The following is a 20,827-nucleotide window of genomic DNA, read 5'->3' as shown; positions in this document are numbered from 1 at the left end:
CCGGTCGCCAGGACGGGTCAGGGCAGGCGGGAGAACCACCGCATCGAGCCGTACGCCGCACCCATCGCGAACACCAGCCCGAGCCCGATGAACCGGGACGAGACGTCCTGCCGCACCTTTCGCCAGCCCACCGAGCTGCCGATGTCGTCGTAGACGGCCCGCAGTTCGTCGCTCGTCGCGGCCTCGTGGAAGACGCCCCCGGTCTCTTCGGCGACGGCCTGCAACGTCTCTCCGTCCACCGGCACCTGGATCGGCCGACCGCCCCGGTCCACGAAACCGCTCAGCGTGCCGAACGAGATCGTGTGCACCGGCACCTCGACCGCGACGGCGTCGGCGGCGGCCTCCATCGGATCCATGCCCGAGGTGTTCGCACCGTCGGAGAGCAGGATGATCCGGGCCGGGGGCGGCTGGGTCGCGGCAGCCTCGTCCAACGCCTTCACCGCCCCCAGCGAGGTGCTGATCGCCTCGCCGATCGCGGTGCCCTGCACGCCGGTCACCCCCTCGGCGAGGCGCTCGATGCCGTCGTGCAGGGACTCCCGGTCGGTGCTCGGCGGCACCAGCACCGCCGCGCTACCGGCGAAGGCCACCAACCCGACGTTGAACTCGTCCGGCAGGTTGTCGACGAACCGCCGGGCGGCGCTCTTGGCCGCGGTGAGCCGGTCCGGGTCCACGTCGCCGGCGAGCATCGAGGTGGACACGTCCACCGCCACCATCACGGTGGCCCGTTCCCGCGGCACCCGCACCTCGGCGCTGGGCCGTGCGAAACCCACCACCAGCAGAGCCAGCATGGCCAGGAAGAGCCCGGCCGGCAGGTGTCGACGCCAGGTCGGCCGCCGGGGCGCCACCCGGTCGAGCAGCCGCAGGTTGGTGAAGCGGACCGCGTACCGGCTGCGCCGCCGTTGCGCCACCAGATAGGTCAACGCCAGGGCGAGCACGCCGAGCAACAGCCAGAGGCGGACCGGCGACTGCCAGATCATGCCGCCCCTCCCCGGTTCGGTCCGGCTCCGGCGGCGGCCAGGCGACGTTGTGCGTGGACGTGCCGCACGATGTCGGCCGCCCAGTCCCGGTCGGTGCGCAGGCTCAGGTGGGTCGCGCCGGATCGGCGTACCGCGTCGCGGACCTGCTCGCGCTGGGCGGCGGCGGCGGCCGCGTACCGCTCGCGCAGCCGCCGGTCGCCGGTCCACACCTCGCGGCGCTCGCCGGTCTCCGGGTCGGCCAGGGTGATCAGGCCGACGTCCGGCAGCTCCAGCTCACGAGGGTCGGTGATCTCCACCGCCAGCACCTGGTGCCGCACGGCCAGCCGACGTAGCGGGCGTTCCCAGGTGGCCGGCGACCGGGGGTCGTCGGGCAGTCCGTCGAGGAAGTCGGAGACCACCACCACCAGGCCGCGCCGGTGCGCCACCCGGTGCACCTCCGCCACCGCGTCGGAGAGGTCGGCCGCGCCGGGCGGCGGCCCGGCGGGCCCGTCGTGGCCACCCACCCGGGGTTCGGCCAGCAGCCCACGCAACAACCCGAGCAGATGGGTACGCCCACCGCGCGGCGGCATCCGACGCAACCCGGACGTGGTGAGCACCTGGGCACCGAGCCGGTTGCCCGGGCCGGTGGTGAGGAAGCCGACGGTGGCGACCGCCGCCACCGCCAGTTCCCGCTTGTCCAGCTCGGCGGTGCCGTACTCCATGCTGGGGCTGGCGTCCACCAGCAGCCAGGTGGTCAGCTCCCGGTCGGCGTCCACCTGCCGGACGTGCGGCACGGTGGTCCGGGCGGTCACCGACCAGTCCATCCGGCGCACCTCGTCCTCGCCGGGCCGGTACTCCCGGCTGCCGGCGGGTTCGCTGCCCGGGCCGGGCAGCAGGCCCCGGTGCTCGCCGTGCAGCATCCCGTCGAGCCGGCGGGTGACGGTCAGTTCCAGCCGACGCAGCCGCTGGTCCGGGGTGAGGTCGGCGAGCACCGGATCGGCCGGTACGGGCACCGGCACGGGTCGGCGGGCCATCAGGCGGCGGCCAGGTCGGGGGCGTACTCGGGTTGACCGGTGGCCGCCACCCGGGGCGGCGGGACCACCTCGACCAGGCGGCGCACGACGGCCTCGGCGGTCACCCCGTCGGCGACCGCGTCGAAGGAGAGCACCAGCCGGTGCGACAGCACGTCGCCCGCGAGGTCCCAGACGTCCTCGGGCAGCACGTACTCCCGGCCGCGCAGCATCGCCCGGGCCCGCGCGGCGGCGACCAGGCCGAGGGTGGCGCGCGGGCTGGCGCCGTACGCCAGCAGTGGGGCGATCTCCGGCAGCCCGAACCGGACCGGGTCCCGGGTGGCGAGGATGAGACGGACCACGTACTCGGCGATGGCGTGGTGCACGAAGACCTGCGTGGCCTGTCGTTGGAACGCGCGCAGCCGGTCCGCGTCGAGCACCGGGCGGGCCCGGGGGCGGTCGGCGCTCATCCGGTAGAGGATGGCCAGTTCGTCGGCGCCGTCCGGGTAGTCGACCAGGATCTTCATCAGGAAGCGGTCGCGCTGTGCCTCGGGGAGCTGGTAGACCCCCTCCGACTCGATCGGGTTCTGGGTGGCCAGCACGAGGAACGGCTCCGGCACCCGGTAGCTGCGCCCGCCGATCGAGACCTGGCGTTCGGCCATCGCCTCCAGCAGCGCGGACTGCACCTTGGCCGGGGCCCGGTTGATCTCGTCCGCGAGCACCAGGTTCGCCATGATCGGCCCGAGTTCGACGTCGAAGCTCTCCTTCGACGCCCGATAGATGCGGGTGCCGACGATGTCCGACGGGACGAGGTCGGGGGTGAACTGGATCCGGGAGAAGGTGCCGCCGACGACCGTGGCGAGGGTCTGCGCGGCGAGCGTCTTGGCCACCCCCGGTACGCCCTCCAGGAGACAGTGCCCGTCGGCGATCAGGGCGGTGAGCAGGCGCTCGACGAGCCGATCCTGCCCGACGATCACGCGTTTGACCTCGAAGAGCGTCTGGTCCAGCTCCGCAGCGGTCGCGTCCGGATCGACCGGGCTGGGCAGGCTGGCCATGGTGTCCGAGATGTCCGTCACGGTGCTTGCTTCCCGAGGGGCGCCTCGGACAAACGTCGGAATTACCGGCCCTGGGCGGCCCAGACGGGTCGGGCGTCACCGTTACGGCGTGGACCGGGCCGGACGGCACGAAAGCGGTCGGGTGGGTCGTCCGGGAACGCAACGACCACCGGCCCCCACCGCACGGGTGGGGGCCGGTGGACGTGCCACGCTCAGCGGTGCACGATCACGAAGAACGGCAGGTCGGCGGCAACACCGGCGGAGTTGCGCGTCTGGATGAACACCCCGTTCGGGGTGAGCAGCCGGGGTGCCACCGAGACCTCCCCGGCGGGCGGGACGCAGCACGAGCCCGCCTGGCCGATCGTCGCCACGTAGATGCCCGAGGCGACGTTGCTGCCGTACTGCACCTCATACTGGCCGACGCCGTACTTGATCACGACCCCGTCGCCGCGGGCCTTGGTGCCGTTGGCGTTGACCGCCGTCGCGTACCCGGAGGTGCTGGCCGCGGCGACCTCACCCTTGGCCAGCAGGGCCCGGGCGCTGTTCATCGAGGCGGTGGTGACCGCCGGCTGCTGCGCGGTGGCGCGGGCGGTGGGCTGGTTGCCCGCCACGGTGGGCTTCGCCGCGGCGATACCACCGCCGGCGAGGGCCAGGGCCAGGGCCGCGATCGACACCGCGGCCGCCTTACGTCGGAAAAATCTGGTCATGACAGGTCTCCCTTGGTGACCGTGGGGATACGCCGACCCGCGACACGCGGGGCGGATATTGCCTTTTTCCTCGTCGGGCCGCAATGACCTTCGAACGCCGGATGCTGCATTTTCTCGTGCACTCGCAAACGGCTCTACTCGATGATCGACATGCGCTCTGAGCTGGGAAAATCTCCCTGATCGCGACCACCCGACCAGCAGGAACGTAACACCGGAAAATACCGTCGGTCAATAACCCTTCACGCTTTGGGGCAATGTCGGATCATCACCACTAATTGTGAGAGGCGCATTCACGAATGAGGAGTGAGAATTGTTCGGTCGCTCGCGTACGCAATGGATCTCCGCCGGTCGGCGGGCGGCAGCTACCCTGCCTGCTGTGGCGATCTTCCTCGGCCGACCGTCGGAGTTTTCCGGACGTACCGTGCTCTGCTGGCTCGCCGTCGCCCCCGGGGCCGGGTGGGCGGTCGTCCGGCTGGCCGGGCTGGACCGGGGACCGTTGGTGCAGGCGCTGGCCTTCACGCCGTACGCGCTGCTCGGCAGCCTGGTCCCGCTGGTGCTCGCGGTCGCCCTCCGACGCCGCTGGCCGGCGGTGGTCGCGGCGGTGACCACGGCGGTGCTGCTCGCGGTGGTCGTGCCCCGCGCACTACCCTCGCCGCAGCCGACGGTCGACGGACCGGAGCTGCGCGTGCTCACCGCCAACCTGCTCGCCGGAGCCGCCGACCCACGGGCGGTCGTCGCGCTGGTCCGCGAGGCGCGGGTGGACGTGCTGGTGATGCAGGAGTTCACCCCGCAGGCGCAGGCCGACCTGGACCGACTGGGCCTGGCGGACCTGCTCCCCCACCGGCAGCTCAACGCGATGGACGGCACGCCGGGCTCCGGCCTCTACGCCCGCCACCCGATCGGCGACGGTGGTGTCCGCCAGCTCCGTGGCGGCTGGAGCTTCACCCAGGCGTACGCGACGGTGGCGGTGCCCGGGGCGCCTGCCGTCCGCGTCGAGTCGGTCCACCCGGCCGCCCCGTACGCGGTGGACCAGGTGCCCGGCTGGCGCGCCGACCTGGCGGCCCAACCCGCGGCCACCCCGGACGGGCCGCTGAGCGTCCTCGCCGGCGACTTCAACGCCACCCTCGACCACAGTCCGTTGCGCGCCCTGCTGCGCACCGGGTACGCCGACGCCGCCGCCTCGGTCGGCGCCGGGCTCACCGGCACCTGGGGACCGTACGACGGCGACCCGATCCCACCGGTCGTGATCGACCACGTGCTGGTCGACCGCCGGATCGCGGTACGCGCCGTGACGGTGCATCCGCTACCCGGCAGCGACCACCGGATGGTCCTGGCCGACCTCCACCTGCCCGCACCCGCTGCCGCGTGACGCGGACGCCGCCGGTGTAAGGAAGGGACCCTTTTAGTGCACCAGGCGATAGCAGGGGACCCCTGCTAACACCCCGGCCGCGCCCGCCGCGCGCGTGCGAGGGGTGCGGGCGGGAGCAGCCGGGTGCGGTGTTACACGCGGGCCCGGTCGAGGCCGTACGTCAGCGCGTCGACCAGGGCGTGCCAGCTCGCCTCGACCACGTTGGGGTGCACGCCGACGGTGGTCCAGCCACCGCCCCGGCCGTCGGCGGTCTCGACCAGCACCCGGGTGACCGCGCCGGTGCCGTGGCTGCCCTCCAGGATGCGGACCTTGTAGTCGGCCAGCTCGAAGTCGCGCAGCTCCGGGTAGTGCCGTCCGAGGCCGACGCGCAGCGCCTCGTCGAGCGCGTTGACCGGGCCGTTGCCCTCCGCCGTGGCGATCACCCGCTCACCGCGTACCCGGATCTTGACGGTCGCCTCGGAGACCACCGCGCCGTCCTCGCGGTGCTCGACCAGCACCCGGTACGACTCCAGCGCGAACGGCCGCGCCGGTGCCGCGTCCGGCAGTTCGGAGCGGACCAGCAGCTCGAACGAGGCGTCGGCGGCCTCGAACGACCAGCCACCGGCCTCCAGTTCCTTGACCCGGTTGGTGACCCGGGACAGCGTCTCCGGATGGCCGGCCAGATCCAGCCCCAGCTCACGACTCTTGAGCTCGATGCTGGCCCGGCCGGCCATCTCGGTGACCAGGATCCGCATGTCGTTGCCCACCACCTCGGGTTCGACGTGGTTGTAGAGCAGCGGATCCACCTTGATCGCACTCGCGTGCAGCCCCGCCTTGTGAGCGAAGGCGGCGGCCCCGGCATACGCCTGGTGGGTGTCGGGGGCGATGTTGGCGATCTCGGCGATGGCGTGGGAGACCCGCACCATCTGCTCCAGGCAGCCCTCCGGCAGGACCGGCAGCCCGAGCTTGAGCTGGAGGTTCGCCGCGACGGCGAAGATGTCGGCGTTGCCCGGCCGCTCGCCGTACCCGTTGGCGGTGCCCTGCACGTGCCGGACGCCCGCCTCGACGGCGGCGAGGGTGTTGGCGACCGCGCACCCGGTGTCGTTCTGCGCGTGCATGCCGAGCACCTCGGGTGCGACCCCGATCCGGTCGGTGAGGTCGGAGATGGCCGCGGTCACCCAGGAGGGCAGCATCCCGCCGTTGGTGTCGCAGAGCACGAACCGCTCCGCCCCGGCCGCCAGCGCCGTCTCCACCACCGTGGCGGTGTACGCCGGGTCGTGGCGGTAGCCGTCGTAGAAGTGCTCGCCGTCGACGAAGACCCGCCGCCCCTCGGCGACCAGGTGGGTCACCGTGTCGTGGATCATCGCCAGGTTCTCCTTGGCGGTGGTACGCAGCGCCCGCTCGACGTGCCGCAGGTCGGCCTTGGCCACCAGGGCGATCGCCGGGGTCTGCGCGTCGAGCAGGCCGCGCACCTGCGGGTCGTCGGCGGCGACCGAGCCGGCCCGGCGGGTGGCGCCGAAGGCGACCAGCACCGCGTGCTTCAGGTCGAGCTCGGTACGCGCCCGGCGGAAGAACTCGGTGTCCTTCGGCACCGCACCCGGCCATCCGCCCTCGATGAAGCCGACGCCGAACTCGTCGAGCAGCCGGGCCACCGCGAGCTTGTCGACCACCGAGTAGCTGACCCCCTCGCGCTGGGCACCGTCGCGCAGGGTGGTGTCGTAGACCTGGAACGTCATGGGGGAGATCCCTTCGTACAGGCACCGGCCGACGCAACAAAAAGACCCCCCGCGGATGCGGGAGGTCTGCGCGCTCGGCGGAGGGAGAGCCGGCGCGCTAGTTGCCAATAATGAGGGCGGTGCTGGTCACGGTGGGTACTCTGCCACTCTCGGACAGCCCGTGGGAGAAACAATCCACATGTCGGGACGGACATCGAGGTGGATTCCCCGCAACGGGTGTAGGAGACGTCGCCCCGGGTACGTGTCTCCGGGACAGCGAACCACTTCCTCCGAGACGGCTGGTCACAGTCGGGGCAGGAGAGATCCCATGGACAGGCTCAACCCGGACAGCACGCACGCCACGCCCGACCCGGCGCTGCACGGCACCCCGTCCGACCCGACGCTGCGCGCGGTGTCGAGCGAGGACGTCGCCATCCAGGGCGACCAGGGGACGGTGCCCGGCGGCGCCCCCGCCGGTGCCTTCGACCCGTGGAGCTACCGGGACGAGGCCGGGGTGGCCGGCGCCAACCTGGTCGGCTACAAGGTCGAGGCCACCGACGGGTCGATCGGCAAGATCGACAGCGACAGCGCCGAGGTCAACGCGAGCTACCTGGTCGTCGACACCGGGCCGTGGATCTTCGGCAAGAAGGTCATGCTGCCCGCCGGCACCGTCAACCACGTCGACCACGAGGAGCAGAAGGTCTACGTCGACCGCGAGAAGGACCAGATCAAGGCCGCTCCGGAGTACGACGAGACGGCCACCGACCCGGCGTACCGCGACAAGCTCGGCGGCTACTACAACGACACGTACGCCGCCACTCCGCCCGGCGCTCCCCGCTGACGACTCCCCCGCGTGGGCGTACGGCCCTGACGGCCGGTGGGCATCCGCCCGCCGGCCGTCTACCGTGACAGGGGTGGACGCCATCGAGGTCAACCGCAGGATCCCGTTCACCACCACGTTCAACTTCCGAGACGTCGGCGGTTATCGGGGACACGACGGTCGCACCGTACGCACCGGCCGGCTCTACCGCTCCGACTCGCTGCACCGCATCGACGACGGCGACCGGGACGCCTTCGCGGCGCTCGGTGTCCGCACCGTCATCGACCTGCGGCGGCCGCACGAGGTCGAACGCGACGGCCGGGTCCCCGACTTCGACGGGTTGACCTACCGCAACATCCATCCCGAGCACGCGGAGTGGGCCGGGCTGGACGAGTCCCACACCGACCTGGCCCGCTACCTCGCCGACCGGTACGCCGACCTGGCCCGTACCGGCACCGCCGGGCTGGCCGAGGCGATCGGGCTGATCGCCGACGCGGCGAACAGCCCGGTGGTGGTGCACTGCGTGGCCGGCAAGGACCGCACCGGGATCGTCTGCGGGCTGACCCTCGCCGTGCTCGGCGTCGACGACGAGGAGATCGCGTCGGACTACGCGCTGAGCACCGAGGCCTCGCAACGGTTCAGCGCGTGGGTCGCCGCCACCCTGCCCGACGCCGCGCCGCTGCCGGCGCCGTTCCTGTCCTCGCCGTCCGAGGCGATGCTGCTCTTCCTCACCGAGATCCGCGCGGGCCACGGCTCGGTCGAGGGCTACCTGCGGCACGCCGGGGTCACCGACGAGCAGCTCACCGCCCTGCGCACCCACCTGCTCGCCTAGCCTGCCGCGCACCTCGACGACCCGCTCACCCTGTCGAGGACGCGCCCTCGCCGTGCGGAGGACGTCGCGCCGTCGGGATGTGAGGAAGGGTCCCCTGCTATGCCGTAGGCGTTAGCAGGGGACCCTTCCTTGCATCTCAGAGCACGCGGTGGACCCAGCCGGACGGGTCGGCGCCCTTGCCTCGCTGGATGTCGACGAGCTGCTGACGCAGGCCCATCGTCACCGTGCCCGGCTCGCCGCCACCGACGGCGAACTCCCCCTCGGGGAAGCGCACCACGCCGATCGGCGTGATCACCGCAGCCGTACCGCAGGCGAAGACCTCGCGCAGTCGGCCGCTGGCGGCGTCGGCCCGCCACTCGTCGAAGGTCACCGGACGCTCCTCGACCCGGTGTCCGGCCGCCTCGGCCAGCATGATCACCGATTCCCGGGTGATGCCGGGCAGGATGGTGCCGGTCAGCGGCGGGGTGGCGATCGAGCCGTCGTCGTAGACGAAGAAGACGTTCATGCCGCCCAACTCGTCGACGTACTTGCGCTCCACCGCGTCCAGGAAGACCACCTGGTCACAGCCGTGCTCGATGGCCTGCGCCTGGGCGGCCAGCGAGGCGGCGTAGTTGCCGCCGCACTTGGCCGCGCCGGTGCCACCGGGCCCGGCCCGGGTGTAGTCGGGCGAGACCCAGACCGTCACCGGCTTGACCCCACCGGAGAAGTACGCCCCCACCGGCGAGGCGATCACCGAGTAGAGGTACTCGTTGGCGGGCCGCACACCGAGGAAGACCTCGCTGGCGAACATGAACGGCCGCAGATAGAGGCTGCCGTCCTCGCCCTCCGGAATCCACTCGCGGTCGATCTCGATCAGCCGGTGCAGCGAGTCGACGAAGGTCTCCTCGGGCAGCGTCGGCATCGCCATCCGGGTGGCCGAGACGTTGAACCGGGCCGCGTTGGCGTACGGGCGGAACATGGTGACCCCGCCGTCCGTGGCGCGGTACGCCTTCATCCCCTCGAAGATCTCCTGCGCGTAGTGCAGCACCGCGCTGGCGGGATCCATCGGGATCGGCCCGCGCGCCTCGACCCGGGCGTCGTACCAGCCCTTGCCCTCGGCGTAACGGACAGTGATCATGTGATCGGTGAACACCCGACCGAATCCCGGGTTGGCCAGCAGCGCGGCCCGATCGGCGGCGGATACCGGCGCGGGATTCGGACGGATCTCGAAGTCGAGCTTGTCACCACCGCTCATTGCGCTGACCTCCCTGGGGGGACGACGACATGCGCCGACCGCATGCCGGAAACTTTTGTGCCAGAAACTTACCCCGAACGGTCGTTCAGCGGGTAGGTCGACCGGCGGGTAGCAAGCCGACAACCGGTACGGAGCCCACGGAACGTGCGTGATCGAGGCAGGGCGGAGCCGAGGTCCGGGGGATCGCCCGGAGCACACGACGAACCCTCGTCACCGGGGTCACCGGCGAGGGCGTGGCAGCCTCAGGCGGTTACCTGCGCGGCGATCCGGTCGCCCACCTCGGCCGTGCGCAGGGCTACGTCCGGGCCACGGGCGGCCAGCTCCGCGCTGACCGCGGCGGTGATCCGGGCGGCGGCGTCGGCGTGCCCGAGCTGGTCGAGCAGCAGGGCAGCGGAGAGTACGGCGGCGACCGGGTCGGCCACGCCACGGCCGGCGATGTCCGGCGCGGAGCCGTGCACCGGCTCGAACATCGACGGGAATGTCCCGTCCGGGTTGATGCTGCCGCTGGCGGCCAGGCCGATCCCGCCGGTGACCGCGGCGGCGATGTCGGTGAGGATGTCGCCGAAGAGGTTGTCGGTGACCACCACGTCGTACCGCTGGGGCTGGGTGACCAGGAACATGGCGGCGGCGTCGACGTGCTGGTACTCGGTGGTGACGTCCGGGTGCTCGGCGGCCACCGCCTCGAAGGTGCGGGCCCACAACGAGCCGGCGTGGGTGAGCACGTTGGTCTTGTGCACCAGGGTCACCTTGCGCCGCTCGCGCCGACGGGCGCGGGCGAAGGCGTCCCGGACCACCCGTTCCACCCCGTGCCGGGTGTTCAGGCTCTCCTCGGTGGCGATCTCCGCCGGGGTGCCCCGGTGCAGCGCGCCGCCGGCACCGGCGTAGAGACCCTCGGTGCCCTCACGGACGACCACCAGGTCCACCTCGCCGGACTTGACGGTGGCCAGCGGGCTGGCCACGCCCGGCCAGAGGCGCGACGGGCGGAGGTTGACGTACTGGTCGAAGGCGAACCGCAGCTTGAGCAGCAGGCCCCGCTCCAACACGCCGGGCGGGACGGTCGGGTCGCCGACCGCGCCGAGCAGGATCGCGTCGTGCTCGGCCAGCTCGGCCAGCACCGAGTCGGGCAGCACCTCGCCGGTGCGGTGGTAACGTGCCGCGCCGAGGTCGTACTCGGTCGCCTCGACTCCGGGGAGTACCGCGTCGATGACCTTGCGGGCCTCCGCGACCACCTCGGGTCCGATCCCGTCCCCGGCCACCACCGCGATCCGTGCCACCGTCAGCTCCTTCGCTCGTATCGGCTCGACGGTACGCTGCCGTCCCGCCTCCCGGTACGAGTGTTCCATTCTTCGGGAAATCGCTGACGCACAGCAGCTTCCCAGGAGGCATTCATGGGGCCGTCATGTCCGCTGCCTACGGTGATCTCCAACGGGCCACCGAGCCCGGACGGTCGGCGTAACGGCGCGGCGACCGTCGAGGAGGGGGCGGACACGATGTGGACCGACGAGCAGCCACGGACCCGCTGGATCGACCCGGCGGTCTTCCGCTACCGCCGGCCCGACCTGCGACTGGGCACCCGTGACCCGAAGCCGGACCGCACCGGCACGGTGGCCGGTGACCGGATCGCCGTCACACACACGGTCCGCACCTCGACCGCGCAGTACCGCCTGATGCTGAACGCGCCGGAGTGGCTGGGCCGCCGGGGAGTCGGCGAGGCGCTGCGGGACGCGGTCGCCGAACTGCGGGCCATCGACCTGACCTACGGCCCGAACCGGCCGGGGAGTCTGGTGTCCCGGCTGCGTCGGGGCGAGATCAGCGCCGAGTCGTACCCGCCGCTGGCGGAGCTGGTCGACCGCTGCGCCGCCATGCGGGCGGCGACGGACGGCTGGTTCGACGCCTGGGCGGTGCCCGGCGGATTCGACCCGGGCGGCCTGCTCGGCGGCTGGGCGGTCGAACGGGCCGCGGCCCGGCTGCGCGCCGCCGGCATCCACGACTACGCCGTGCTCGCCGGCGCCGACCTGGTGGTACGCGGCAACGCCGCACACGGTGGGCCGTGGCGGATCGCGGTGCACCACCCGACCGACCGGCGCCGGGAACCGCTGGTGCTGGAGATGACGGCGGGCGCGATCGGCACCTCCGGGGTGACCGGACGGCAGGGGCACGTGGTGGATCCGCACACCGGTGGACCCGCCGACGAACTGGTCGCCGCCACGGTGGTCGGTCCCGACCTGTCGGTGGCCGACGCGTACGCCACCGCCCTATACGCCGCCGGGTCGGCCGGACTGTCCTGGTTCCGTGGTGATTCGGACTACCACGCGTTGTTCGCCGCCCGGCGCTGATCGAGGCGGGCCCGAAGCGGGTGTCGAATTTGGGTGGTGACAGCGATCGGCCTCCACAGCCGCGGCAACGACCGTGGAGGCCGGTCGGCGACGAATGCGCATGGCTCACGCAATCGAGGGGTGCGGGCCGGTCGGCCGGACGTCGACCTCGCCACCCGAAGACGGGCCGCTGCCACGAACTCGGCCGGTGACCGCACACGTACGCTATCGAATTGACGTGATTCGCGGCAAGGGCTCCACAGGGGAGCGTCTGGAATGGTTCCAGCGGCACGCTGAATCGTTTCGCAACCGGCCCGTTTTCGACAACGTGCACATCGGATGGCACGCTGTCCGCCGTGAGTTTCGATCTGAGCGTGTGGGCCCTGCCGGACGGGGCGACGCCCGAGGACGTACGAGCGGCGGTGCAGCAGTGCCGGAGCGGCCGGCACGGCGAACGCCAACCGGACCCACGGGTGGTGGCCTTCTATCGGGCGATCACCGCCAGCTACCCGGACCGGCCGACCGGCCGACCGACGCCCTGGGCGGTGATGCCGCTGCACGCGGCGGCCGACCACGTGGAGATGAACCTGGACCCGGGCTGCCCCGACCAGGTGCTGCTGGACATCGAGCGGCTGGCCGGCGAGTACCGGCTGATGCTGTTCGACGCGCAGGACGGCTCGGTCTACCCGCCGCCGACCACCGTCCGCCTGCCCGGCTGACCCGCCCCGCCCGGCCGTGTGCCGACACCCTGTCGGTCCGTGCCGGCGACGGCGACACGACGAGGGGCCCGGCCGACGGCCGGGCCCCTGTCGGTCGTGTGTGGACTACTCGTCGCGCAGGTCCGCCGCGCTGGCCGAGGTCGCGCCGATCGAGTCGGCGGCCGAGGTGAGCAGCTCGGCACCGAGCGCCTGGTCGACGGTGAGGGTCATCAGCGTCTCGCCGCCGGCCTCCCGACGGGCCACCTGCATCGCGGCGATGTTGATGCCGGCCTCACCGAGCAGCGTGCCGACGGTGCCGACCACGCCCGGGCGGTCGGCGTAGCGGAGGAACAGCAGGATGCCCTCCGCACCGATCTCCACGTCGAAGCCGTCCACCTCGGTCAGCTTGATGATGTCCCGGGTGCCCGCGTGGGTCACCGTGCCGGAGACGCTCACCGTACGGCCGTCGGGCAGCGCGCCGCGCACGGTGACCAGGACGGGGTACTCGACGGTGTCGGTCTGGGTGGTCAGCGACACCTCCACACCACGCTGGGCGGCCAGGTGCGGCGCGTTGACGTAGGTGACCTGCTCCTCCACCACCGAGCTGAACAGCCCCTTGGTGGCGGCGAGCTTGAGCACGGTGACGTCGTGGTCGACGATCTCGCCGCGCACCTCGACGGTGACGCTGGCGGCGATCCCACCGGCGACCGCGGTGAAGGCCCGGCCGAGCTTCTCGGCCAGCGGCAGCAGCGGGCGTACGTCCTCGGCGACCACACCGCCGGCCTGCACGTTGACCGCGTCCGGCACGAACTCGCCCTGCAGGGCCAGCTTGACGCTCTTGGCCACGGCCAGACCGGCCTTGTCCTGCGCCTCGGCGGTGGAGGCGCCCAGGTGCGGGGTGGCCACCACGTTGTCGAGGGCGAACAGCGGCGAGGAGGTGCACGGCTCCTTGGCGTACACGTCCACACCGGCACCCGCGACGCGGCCCTCGGCCAGCGCGTCGGCCAGCGCCTGCTCGTCGACCAGGCCGCCCCGGGCGGCGTTGACGATCCGCACGCCCGGCTTGACGATGGACAGCTCCTTCTCACCGATCAGGCCCACGGTCTCCGGGGTCTTCGGCAGGTGGATGGAGATGAAGTCGCTCTCCCGCAGCAACTCCTCCAGCCCGACCAGGCGTACGCCGAGCTGCGCGGCGCGGGCCGGCTGGATGTACGGGTCGTACGCGATCAGCCGGGTGCCGAACGCCGCGATGCGCTGCGCGAACAGCACGCCGATGCGGCCCAGGCCCACCACGCCGACGGTCTTGCCCTGCATCTCCACACCGGTGTACTTGGACCGCTTCCACTCCCCCGCCTTGAGCGCGGCGCTGGCGCTGGCGGTGTTGCGGGCGACCGCGAGCAGCAGGGCGACGGCCTGCTCGGCAGCGGAGACGATGTTCGAGGTGGGGGCGTTGACGACCATGACACCCCGCGCGGTGGCGGCGGGCACCTCGACGTTGTCCAGACCCACCCCGGCGCGGGCCACGACCTTGAGTCGCGGAGCGGCGGCGATCGCCTCGGCGTCGATCTGGGTGGCACTGCGGACGATGACGGCGTGGGCCTCGGAGAGCGCCGAGAGCAGAGCCGGGCGGTCGGTGCCGTCGACGTGCCGGACGTCGAAGTCGTGGGCGAGCACCTCGATGGCGGCGGGGGCGAGTTCTTCGGCGATCAGTACGACAGGAGTCATTGGTCCTCGTAGATGTCGTCAGAGCGGTCGGCCGGTGCGGGGACGCTGCGCTGCGCCCGGCGCGGGCGGGGCCATGGCCGTCAGGTGCCGCCTGGAGCACCTACCCGCGATCGTAGGGGGCGGGTAGGCCGGCGTGCCCCGGACTACGGGGTGAGTGCCCTCACAAACCGGACGTGACGTGCGTGTTAACGATCGTTAGCCACCTCGGTGAACAGCACGGCACCCGGTCCCGACGTCGGGGAGAACGTCGGGACCGGGTGCCGTCGGTGAGAGTGCTCTCAGGTGGCCGAGGTCTCAGGCCGTCTCGGTGATCGGCCGGTCGACCCAGCTCATCATGCCGCGCAGCTTGGCGCCGGTCTCCTCGATCGGGTGCGCCGCGCCCTCCGCCTGCCACTTGCCGAAGTTGGGGCGGCCGGCCTCGTCCTCGGCGACCCACTCGCGGGCGAACTCGCCGTTCTGGATCTCACCGAGGATCTTGCGCATCTCCTCCTTGACCCGGCCGTCGATGACGCGCGGGCCCCGGGACAGGTCGCCGTACTCGGCGGTGTCGGAGACGCTGTACCGCATCCGGGCGATGCCGCCCTCGTACATCAGGTCGACGATGAGCTTCAGCTCGTGCAGGCACTCGAAGTAGGCCACCTCGGGGGCGTACCCGGCCTCGGTGAGCACCTCGAAACCGGTCTGCACCAGCGCCGCGGCACCGCCGCAGAGGACCGCCTGCTCGCCGAAGAGGTCGGTCTCGGTCTCCTCCTTGAAGGAGGTCTTGATGGCGCCCGCCCGGGTGCCACCGATGCCCTTGGCGTACGACAGGGCCAGCGCGAGCGCGCTGCCACTGGCGTCCTGCTCGACGGCGACCAGACAGGGCACACCCTTGCCGTCGGAGTACTGCCGGCGGACCAGGTGACCGGGGCCCTTCGGGGCGACCATCGCCACGTCCACCTCGGCCGGCGGCGTGATCAGGCCGTACCGGATGTTGAAGCCGTGCCCGAAGAACAGCGCCTTGCCGGCGCTGAGGTTCGGCGCGATCGACTCGGCGTAGATGTGACGCTGCGCGGTGTCCGGCGCCAGCACCATGATCACGTCGGCCTCGGCGGCCGCCTCGGCCGGGGTGAGCACCCGCAGGCCCTGCTCCTCCGCCTTGGCCCGGCTCTTCGAGCCCTCCTTCAGACCGACCACCACGTCGACACCCGAGTCGCGCAGCGACAACGCGTGGGCGTGGCCCTGGCTGCCGTACCCGATCACGGCGACCTTCTTCGACTGGATCAGGCCCAGGTCGGCGTCGTCGTCGTAGTACACCTCAACGCTCATGACTTCCCTTTCGTACGGCGGCCGCAGTGGCCCGTCGTGGCTTCGTGGTTGCCGCGGCCGGAGGAGCCGGGCCGGCGGTTCGGTTCGGACGGCCCGCGCGACGGGCCGCGGTCTCGGGTCAGGCGGCCCGCAGCGCGGGGCCGGCGGTGATGGCGCGCGAACCGCGGCCGATCGCCACCAGACCCGACTGCACCATCTCCTTGATCCCGAAGGGTTCGAGGTCGCGCAGCAGCGCGTCGAGCTTGTCCGGGGTGCCGGTGGCCTCGATGGTGAGCGTGTCGGAGGCCACGTCGACCACCCGGGCCCGGAACAGGTTGACCGTCTCCAGGACCTGGGCGCGGGCGTTGCGGTCCGCGCGCACCTTCACCAGCAGCAGCTCGCGCGCCACCGAGGTCGACGGGTCCAACTCGACGATCTTGAGCACGTTGACCAGCTTGTTGAGCTGCTTGGTGACCTGCTCCAGCGGGGACGACTCGGCGTTGACCACGATGGTGATCCGGGAGACGTCCGGGTTCTCGGTCTCACCGACGGCGAGACTGTCGATGTTGAACCCGCGACGGGAGAACAGCCCGGAGACGCGGGCCAGCACACCCGGCTTGTTCTCCACCAACACGGAGAGAGTATGCATGGTCATCAGATGTCATCCTCGTCGAAGGTCGGGCGGACGCCACGGGCGAACATGATCTCGTCGTTGCTGGTGCCGGCAGCGACCATCGGCCAGACCATGGCGTCCTTGCCGACCACGAAGTCGATCACCACGGGCGCGTCGTTGATGGCCATAGCGGCCTCGATGGTCTTGTCGACGTCCTCGGCGTTCTCGCACCGCAGCCCGATGCAGCCCAGCGCCTCGGCGAGCTTGACGAAGTCCGGGATGCGGTGCTTGTGGGTGCCGAGGTCGGTGTTGGAGTACCGCTCGCCGTAGAACAGCGTCTGCCACTGGCGGACCATGCCGAGGTTGCCGTTGTTGATCACGGCGATCTTGACCGGGATGCCCTCCAGGGCACAGGTGGCCAGCTCCTGGTTGGTCATCTGGAAGCAGCCGTCGCCGTCGATCGCCCAGACCACCGTCTCCGGCATGCCGACCTTGGCGCCCATCGCCGCCGGCACCGCGTACCCCATGGTCCCGAGACCGCCGGAGTTCAGCCAGGTCTGCGGCTTCTCGTACGAGATGAACTGGGAGGCCCACATCTGGTGCTGGCCGACCCCGGCGACGTAGATCGCGTCCGGCCCGACGATCTCCCCCAGCCGCTTGATCACGTACTGCGGGGAGAGGGTGCCGTCGCCGGGCTCCTCGTAGCCCAGCGGGTACCGCTCACGCAGGTCGTCGAGCTGCGCCCACCAGTCGGTGAGGTCGGTGCCACGGCCCGCGGCCCGCTCGGCGTTGACCGCCGCCAGCAGCTCGTCGATGACGTGCCGGGCGTCGCCCACGATCGGCACGTCCGCGTGCCGGTTCTTGCCGATCTCGGCCGGGTCGATGTCGGCGTGCACCACGGCGGCGTCCGGGGCGAACGAGTCCAGCTTGCCGGTGACCCGGTCGTCGAACCGGGCGCCCAACGCCACGATCAGGTCGGCCTTCTGCAGGCCGTAGACGGCGGCGACGGTGCCGTGCATGCCGGGCATGCCCAGGTGCTGCCGGTGCGAGTCGGGGAAGGCGCCCAACGCCATCAGCGTGGTGATCACCGGGATGCCGGTCAGCTCGGCCAGCTTGCGCAGGCCCTCGGTGGCGCCGGCCTTGAGCACACCGCCGCCGACGTAGAGCACCGGGCGACGGGCGTTGCTCATCAGCCGGGCCGCCTCCCGGATCTGCTTGCCGTGCGGGTGCAGGGTGGGCCGGTAGCCGGGCAGGTCCAGGGTGGGCGGCCAGGCGAAGGTGGTCGGCGCCTGGAGCACGTCCTTGGGGATGTCCACCAGCACCGGCCCGGGACGACCGGTCGAGGCCAGGTGGAACGCCTCGGCCAGCACCCGAGGGATCTCGGTGGCGTTCTGCACCAGGAAGTTGTGCTTGGTCACCGGCAGCGTGATGCCCTGGATGTCCGCCTCCTGGAAGGCGTCCGTGCCGATCGAGGGCCGCGCCACCTGACCGGTGATCGCCACCAGCGGCACCGAGTCCATGTACGCGTCGGCGATCGGGGTGACCAGGTTCGTCGCGCCCGGCCCGGAGGTGGCGATGCACACCCCGACCCGGCCGGTGGCCTGCGCGTAGCCGGTGGCCGCGTGCCCGGCGCCCTGCTCGTGCCGGACCAGGATGTGCCGGACGGTCGAGTCGTAGAGCGGGTCGTACGCCGGAAGGATCGCGCCACCCGGGATACCGAAGACGACGTCGACGCCGAGCGCCTCAAGGGAACGCACCAGCGAACCGGCGCCCGAGACCTCGGCCTGGGCCTGGGCCTGGGTGGGGCGTACCGCCGGGGTGGGGGCGGCGGCGCGGGCGGCGTCGGTGGTCTCGGCGGCGCTACGGGCCCGCCGGGCGGAGTGGGCGAGGGTCTCTGGCGTGGGTCTCGTCATGGCGGTTTGCCTTCGGCTGGAGTGGGTGGGGCTACTCACGGGTGGACGCGGCAGTCCGGCGGCGTCCGATGGGTTCGACGGCAAGAAAAAAGCCCACGTGCCAGATGCACGGGGCCAGCGCACTCTCGGTCAGGGAGAGTGCGCTCAGGTAAGTACTCGCAGCGACCGGTTCGACGACATGGGCCAAGCCTGACGCATCTCACGCGATGAGTCAACTGATCCCACATATTGGTTCACGGATTTCGGCGCGTCCCGTCCGGCACGCCGCCCGCACCGGGCCCGACGTGCTCGGACGCGCTCTCGACCGGGCGCGGAAGGGGCGGCTGGTAGGGGCGTGTCGGCGTCTCACCCACCGGCACCGGACGGAGCGGACGGGCACCCGGCGACGTCGCCGCCTCCAGCATCGCCTCCAGGTGCTCGGCCGGTACGCCCCAGCCGAACAGCGCGCCCTGACCGAACCGGCAGCCGGCGGCGACCACCGCGGCCAGTTCCGTGGGGTTGGTCACGCCCTCGGCGATGACCTCGAGCCCGAGCTGGTGCCCCAGCCGCATCACGATGTCGACCATCGGCGCGAAGGCCGGGCCGTCCTGCCCCACCGGCCGGACCGGCTCGTGCTCGGCGACCAGACTGTGGTCGATCTTGAGAATGTCGATCGGGAGCCGACGCAACTGCCCCAACGACGAGTAGCCCGCCCCGAAGTCGTCCAGCGCGATCCGCACACCGGTCAGACGCAGCGCGGTCAGCCGCCGGATCAGCTCGTCCAGATCGGTGGCGACCGCGTGTTCGGTGACCTCCAGCACCAGCCGCTGCGGCGGGACGTGGTGCGCACGCAGCGCCTCGGCGACCTGCACCACGTACTCGGCGGCGTGCAGCTCGTGCGGCGAGACGTTGACCGACACCCAGACGTCGTGCCCCTCGGCCAGCCAGCGGGACAGCTGGTAGCACGCCTGGTGCAGCACCCAGGCACCGAGCTTGGCGATCATCCCGCACTCCTCGGCGAGCGGGATGAACTCGTCCGGCCGGACGTTGCCCAGCTCCGGATGGCGCCAGCGCAGCAGCGCCTCGGCACCGACCGGACGCACCGACGGCAGCGACGCCACCGGCTGGAAGACCAACCGCAGCTCGTCGCGCTCGATCGCGCCGCGCAGCTCGTGCTCCAGCGTCGTGCGGCGACGCAGCAACCGGTCGTACGCCCCGTCGTAGCGCTCGATGCGGTTCTTGCCGCTCTGCTTGGCGTAGCGCAGGGCGGCATCCGCGTGACGTAGCAGCAGCTCGACGTCGGGCTCCTCGGCCCAGCCCGCCAGGCCGATGCTGACCGAGAGGAACACCGGCCCCTCGGACTGCTCGTAGGCACCGCCGAGCACCCTGAGCAGCCGCTCGGCCACCACTCCCGCCTCGGCCGGACCACCGTGCATGAGCACCGCGAACTCGTCACCGCCCAGCCGGGCGGCCAGGTCACCGGGGCGCAGGTTGCCGCGCAGCCGCCGGCCCACCTCGGCCAGCACCGCGTCACCGACGTCGTGCCCACGCATGTCGTTGACGTTCTTGAAGCCGTCCAGGTCCAGGCCGAGCAGGACGCAGGGCACCCGGGCCTCGGCGGACCGGTGCATCGCCTGCAACAGCCCCCGCCGGTTGGCCAGCCCGGTCAGCGCGTCGGTGTGCGCGAGCTGGCGGAAGTGCGCCTCCCGCTCGGCGAGCCGCCGGGCGTAGGCGCGCACGTCGTGCAGGGTGAGGTACTGCCGGGCGACCAGGGCGAAGCCCTCGATGCTGCCGGCGACGATGGCCGGACCGTCGAACCGGCCGTCCTGGAACAGGTGGTACATCGCCGAGGCGGCCATCGCGACCATCGGCACCACCGCGTACTCGCTGTCGCGGCGGATCACGTCGACGGCGACCTGGTCGGGCGGGTCGATCCGGCGTACCGCCAGCGCGGCGGCGAGCAGGCCCAGGGCGAGCACCGCCGCACCGGTGAAGGTCACGCCCGGCCCGCCCTGGCAGAGCCCGGCCGCGATGGCCAGCCCGCCACCGGTGGCCACGGTGATCCCGCCACCGAGCACCGCGAGGTGCTGCCGGGGCGGCGGGGCACGGAAGACCATGATCGCGGCCAGTCCGGTGCTCAGCGCCGCGCTGGCCGAGGCGACCAGGATCGCCGGGCAGGCCGTCGGGGTGGCCGCGCCGAGCAGTCGGGTCGGCTCGGAGAGCAGCACCCACCCCACGAACCAGAGCGCGGCGCCGACGATCACCCCGTCCAGGGCCAGTCGGGCGGCGGAGCTCGCCGAGCCGGCGACCCCGGGCATCCGGAGCAGGCCGGCACCGAAGAGCAGGCTGCTCGCCGCCGTGCCGAACGCGACCAGCGTGGCCCAGCCGGTGCGCTGCGACTGCTCGTGCGCCCAGTGCCCGCCGACGGTGAGCGCCTCGGTCGCCCCGACCAGCAGGGTCAGCAGGGCGATCACGCCGCCTGCGGCCAGCAACGCGTACGCCGGGCGGTGCGGGGCGGACCGGCGGCGGACCGCCAGGACGAGCAGCACACCGGCCGTGAGGGCGACCAGCACGCTCGACACCGCGACACCGATCATGGCCGGGGGTGTGTGCACCCCGT

Annotated in this window: 17 protein-coding genes; 5 read left to right on the top strand and 12 right to left on the bottom strand. The window is 72.1% G+C overall.

The window, feature by feature from the left end:
* Window positions 1-17 precede the first annotated feature (17 nt).
* From ACFYTT_RS11880 to ACFYTT_RS11865, 4 genes are all read right to left on the bottom strand, one after another.
* Entirely contained in the window at window positions 18-977 is a 960-nt protein-coding gene (locus ACFYTT_RS11880) for a VWA domain-containing protein (protein ID WP_131053237.1), read from the bottom strand.
* A complete protein-coding gene (locus ACFYTT_RS11875) occupies window positions 974-1,990 on the bottom strand; it encodes a DUF58 domain-containing protein (protein WP_131053238.1) in 1,017 nt (338 codons plus the stop codon). Before ACFYTT_RS11875 ends, ACFYTT_RS11880 begins: the two co-directional genes overlap by 4 nt.
* Entirely contained in the window at window positions 1,990-3,042 is a 1,053-nt protein-coding gene (locus ACFYTT_RS11870) for a MoxR family ATPase (protein WP_131053239.1), read from the bottom strand. The genes ACFYTT_RS11875 and ACFYTT_RS11870 overlap by 1 nt, the downstream gene beginning before the upstream one ends.
* A gap of 191 nt (window positions 3,043-3,233) precedes the next feature.
* Entirely contained in the window at window positions 3,234-3,728 is a 495-nt protein-coding gene (locus tag ACFYTT_RS11865; RefSeq protein WP_131053240.1) for a hypothetical protein, read from the bottom strand.
* Window positions 3,729-4,104: 376 nt separating this feature from the next.
* On the opposite strand from ACFYTT_RS11865, the gene ACFYTT_RS11860 reads away from it, so the two are divergent.
* A complete protein-coding gene (locus ACFYTT_RS11860) occupies window positions 4,105-5,097 on the top strand; it encodes an endonuclease/exonuclease/phosphatase family protein (protein ID WP_387258881.1) in 993 nt (330 codons plus the stop codon).
* Between the two features lie 131 nt (window positions 5,098-5,228).
* Here the strand turns inward: ACFYTT_RS11860 and cimA are convergent, their stop codons facing one another.
* On the bottom strand, window positions 5,229-6,812 hold the full coding sequence (gene cimA / locus ACFYTT_RS11855; RefSeq protein ID WP_131053241.1) for a citramalate synthase: 1,584 nt from the start codon (window positions 6,810-6,812) through the stop codon (window positions 5,229-5,231).
* Window positions 6,813-7,119: 307 nt separating this feature from the next.
* Between cimA and ACFYTT_RS11850 the strand changes: the two genes are divergently transcribed.
* Window positions 7,120-7,632, top strand: coding sequence for a PRC-barrel domain-containing protein (locus ACFYTT_RS11850; RefSeq protein WP_387258879.1), 513 nt, complete (start codon window positions 7,120-7,122; stop codon window positions 7,630-7,632).
* Window positions 7,633-7,705: 73 nt separating this feature from the next.
* Window positions 7,706-8,443 carry a tyrosine-protein phosphatase gene (locus ACFYTT_RS11845; RefSeq protein ID WP_387258877.1) on the top strand — a complete coding sequence of 246 codons (738 nt, stop codon included), beginning with the start codon at window positions 7,706-7,708 and terminating at the stop codon, window positions 8,441-8,443.
* A gap of 136 nt (window positions 8,444-8,579) precedes the next feature.
* On the opposite strand, the gene ACFYTT_RS11840 is transcribed toward ACFYTT_RS11845, so the two are convergent.
* Complete coding sequence (locus tag ACFYTT_RS11840) at window positions 8,580-9,677, bottom strand: branched-chain amino acid aminotransferase (RefSeq protein ID WP_131053243.1); 1,098 nt, start codon at window positions 9,675-9,677, stop codon at window positions 8,580-8,582.
* Window positions 9,678-9,919: 242 nt separating this feature from the next.
* Window positions 9,920-10,951: a 3-isopropylmalate dehydrogenase gene (locus ACFYTT_RS11835; protein ID WP_131053244.1), complete on the bottom strand. Its 1,032-nt coding sequence runs from the start codon at window positions 10,949-10,951 to the stop codon at window positions 9,920-9,922.
* A 216-nt stretch (window positions 10,952-11,167) separates the two neighbouring features.
* Between ACFYTT_RS11835 and ACFYTT_RS11830 the strand changes: the two genes are divergently transcribed.
* Window positions 11,168-12,013: an FAD:protein FMN transferase gene (locus ACFYTT_RS11830; protein ID WP_387259722.1), complete on the top strand. Its 846-nt coding sequence runs from the start codon at window positions 11,168-11,170 to the stop codon at window positions 12,011-12,013.
* 335 nt (window positions 12,014-12,348) lie between these two features.
* Window positions 12,349-12,711 (top strand): hypothetical protein, encoded by a 363-nt coding sequence (locus tag ACFYTT_RS11825; protein ID WP_131052038.1) that lies wholly within the window; start codon window positions 12,349-12,351, stop codon window positions 12,709-12,711.
* A 105-nt stretch (window positions 12,712-12,816) separates the two neighbouring features.
* Here ACFYTT_RS11825 and serA read toward each other — a convergent pair whose 3' ends face one another.
* The 5 genes from serA to ACFYTT_RS11800 form a co-directional block, all read right to left on the bottom strand.
* Window positions 12,817-14,415 carry a phosphoglycerate dehydrogenase gene (gene serA, locus ACFYTT_RS11820; protein WP_131052037.1) on the bottom strand — a complete coding sequence of 533 codons (1,599 nt, stop codon included), beginning with the start codon at window positions 14,413-14,415 and terminating at the stop codon, window positions 12,817-12,819.
* A gap of 294 nt (window positions 14,416-14,709) precedes the next feature.
* Entirely contained in the window at window positions 14,710-15,723 is a 1,014-nt protein-coding gene (gene ilvC / locus ACFYTT_RS11815; RefSeq protein ID WP_131052036.1) for a ketol-acid reductoisomerase, read from the bottom strand.
* A 118-nt stretch (window positions 15,724-15,841) separates the two neighbouring features.
* A complete protein-coding gene (gene ilvN, locus ACFYTT_RS11810) occupies window positions 15,842-16,357 on the bottom strand; it encodes an acetolactate synthase small subunit (RefSeq protein ID WP_131052035.1) in 516 nt (171 codons plus the stop codon).
* Window positions 16,357-18,228, bottom strand: a complete 1,872-nt coding sequence (locus ACFYTT_RS11805) for an acetolactate synthase large subunit (protein ID WP_387258874.1) — start codon at window positions 18,226-18,228, stop codon at window positions 16,357-16,359. The genes ilvN and ACFYTT_RS11805 overlap by 1 nt, the downstream gene beginning before the upstream one ends.
* Window positions 18,229-18,461: 233 nt before the next feature.
* Window positions 18,462-20,822, bottom strand: coding sequence for a putative bifunctional diguanylate cyclase/phosphodiesterase (locus ACFYTT_RS11800; RefSeq protein ID WP_387258872.1), 2,361 nt, complete (start codon window positions 20,820-20,822; stop codon window positions 18,462-18,464).
* Window positions 20,823-20,827: the final 5 nt, after the last annotated feature.

The organism is Micromonospora sp. NPDC003816, from assembly GCF_042874705.1.
Taxonomy (GTDB): Bacteria; Actinomycetota; Actinomycetes; order Mycobacteriales; family Micromonosporaceae; genus Micromonospora.
This window is presented reverse-complemented; position numbering and strand designations above follow the sequence as displayed.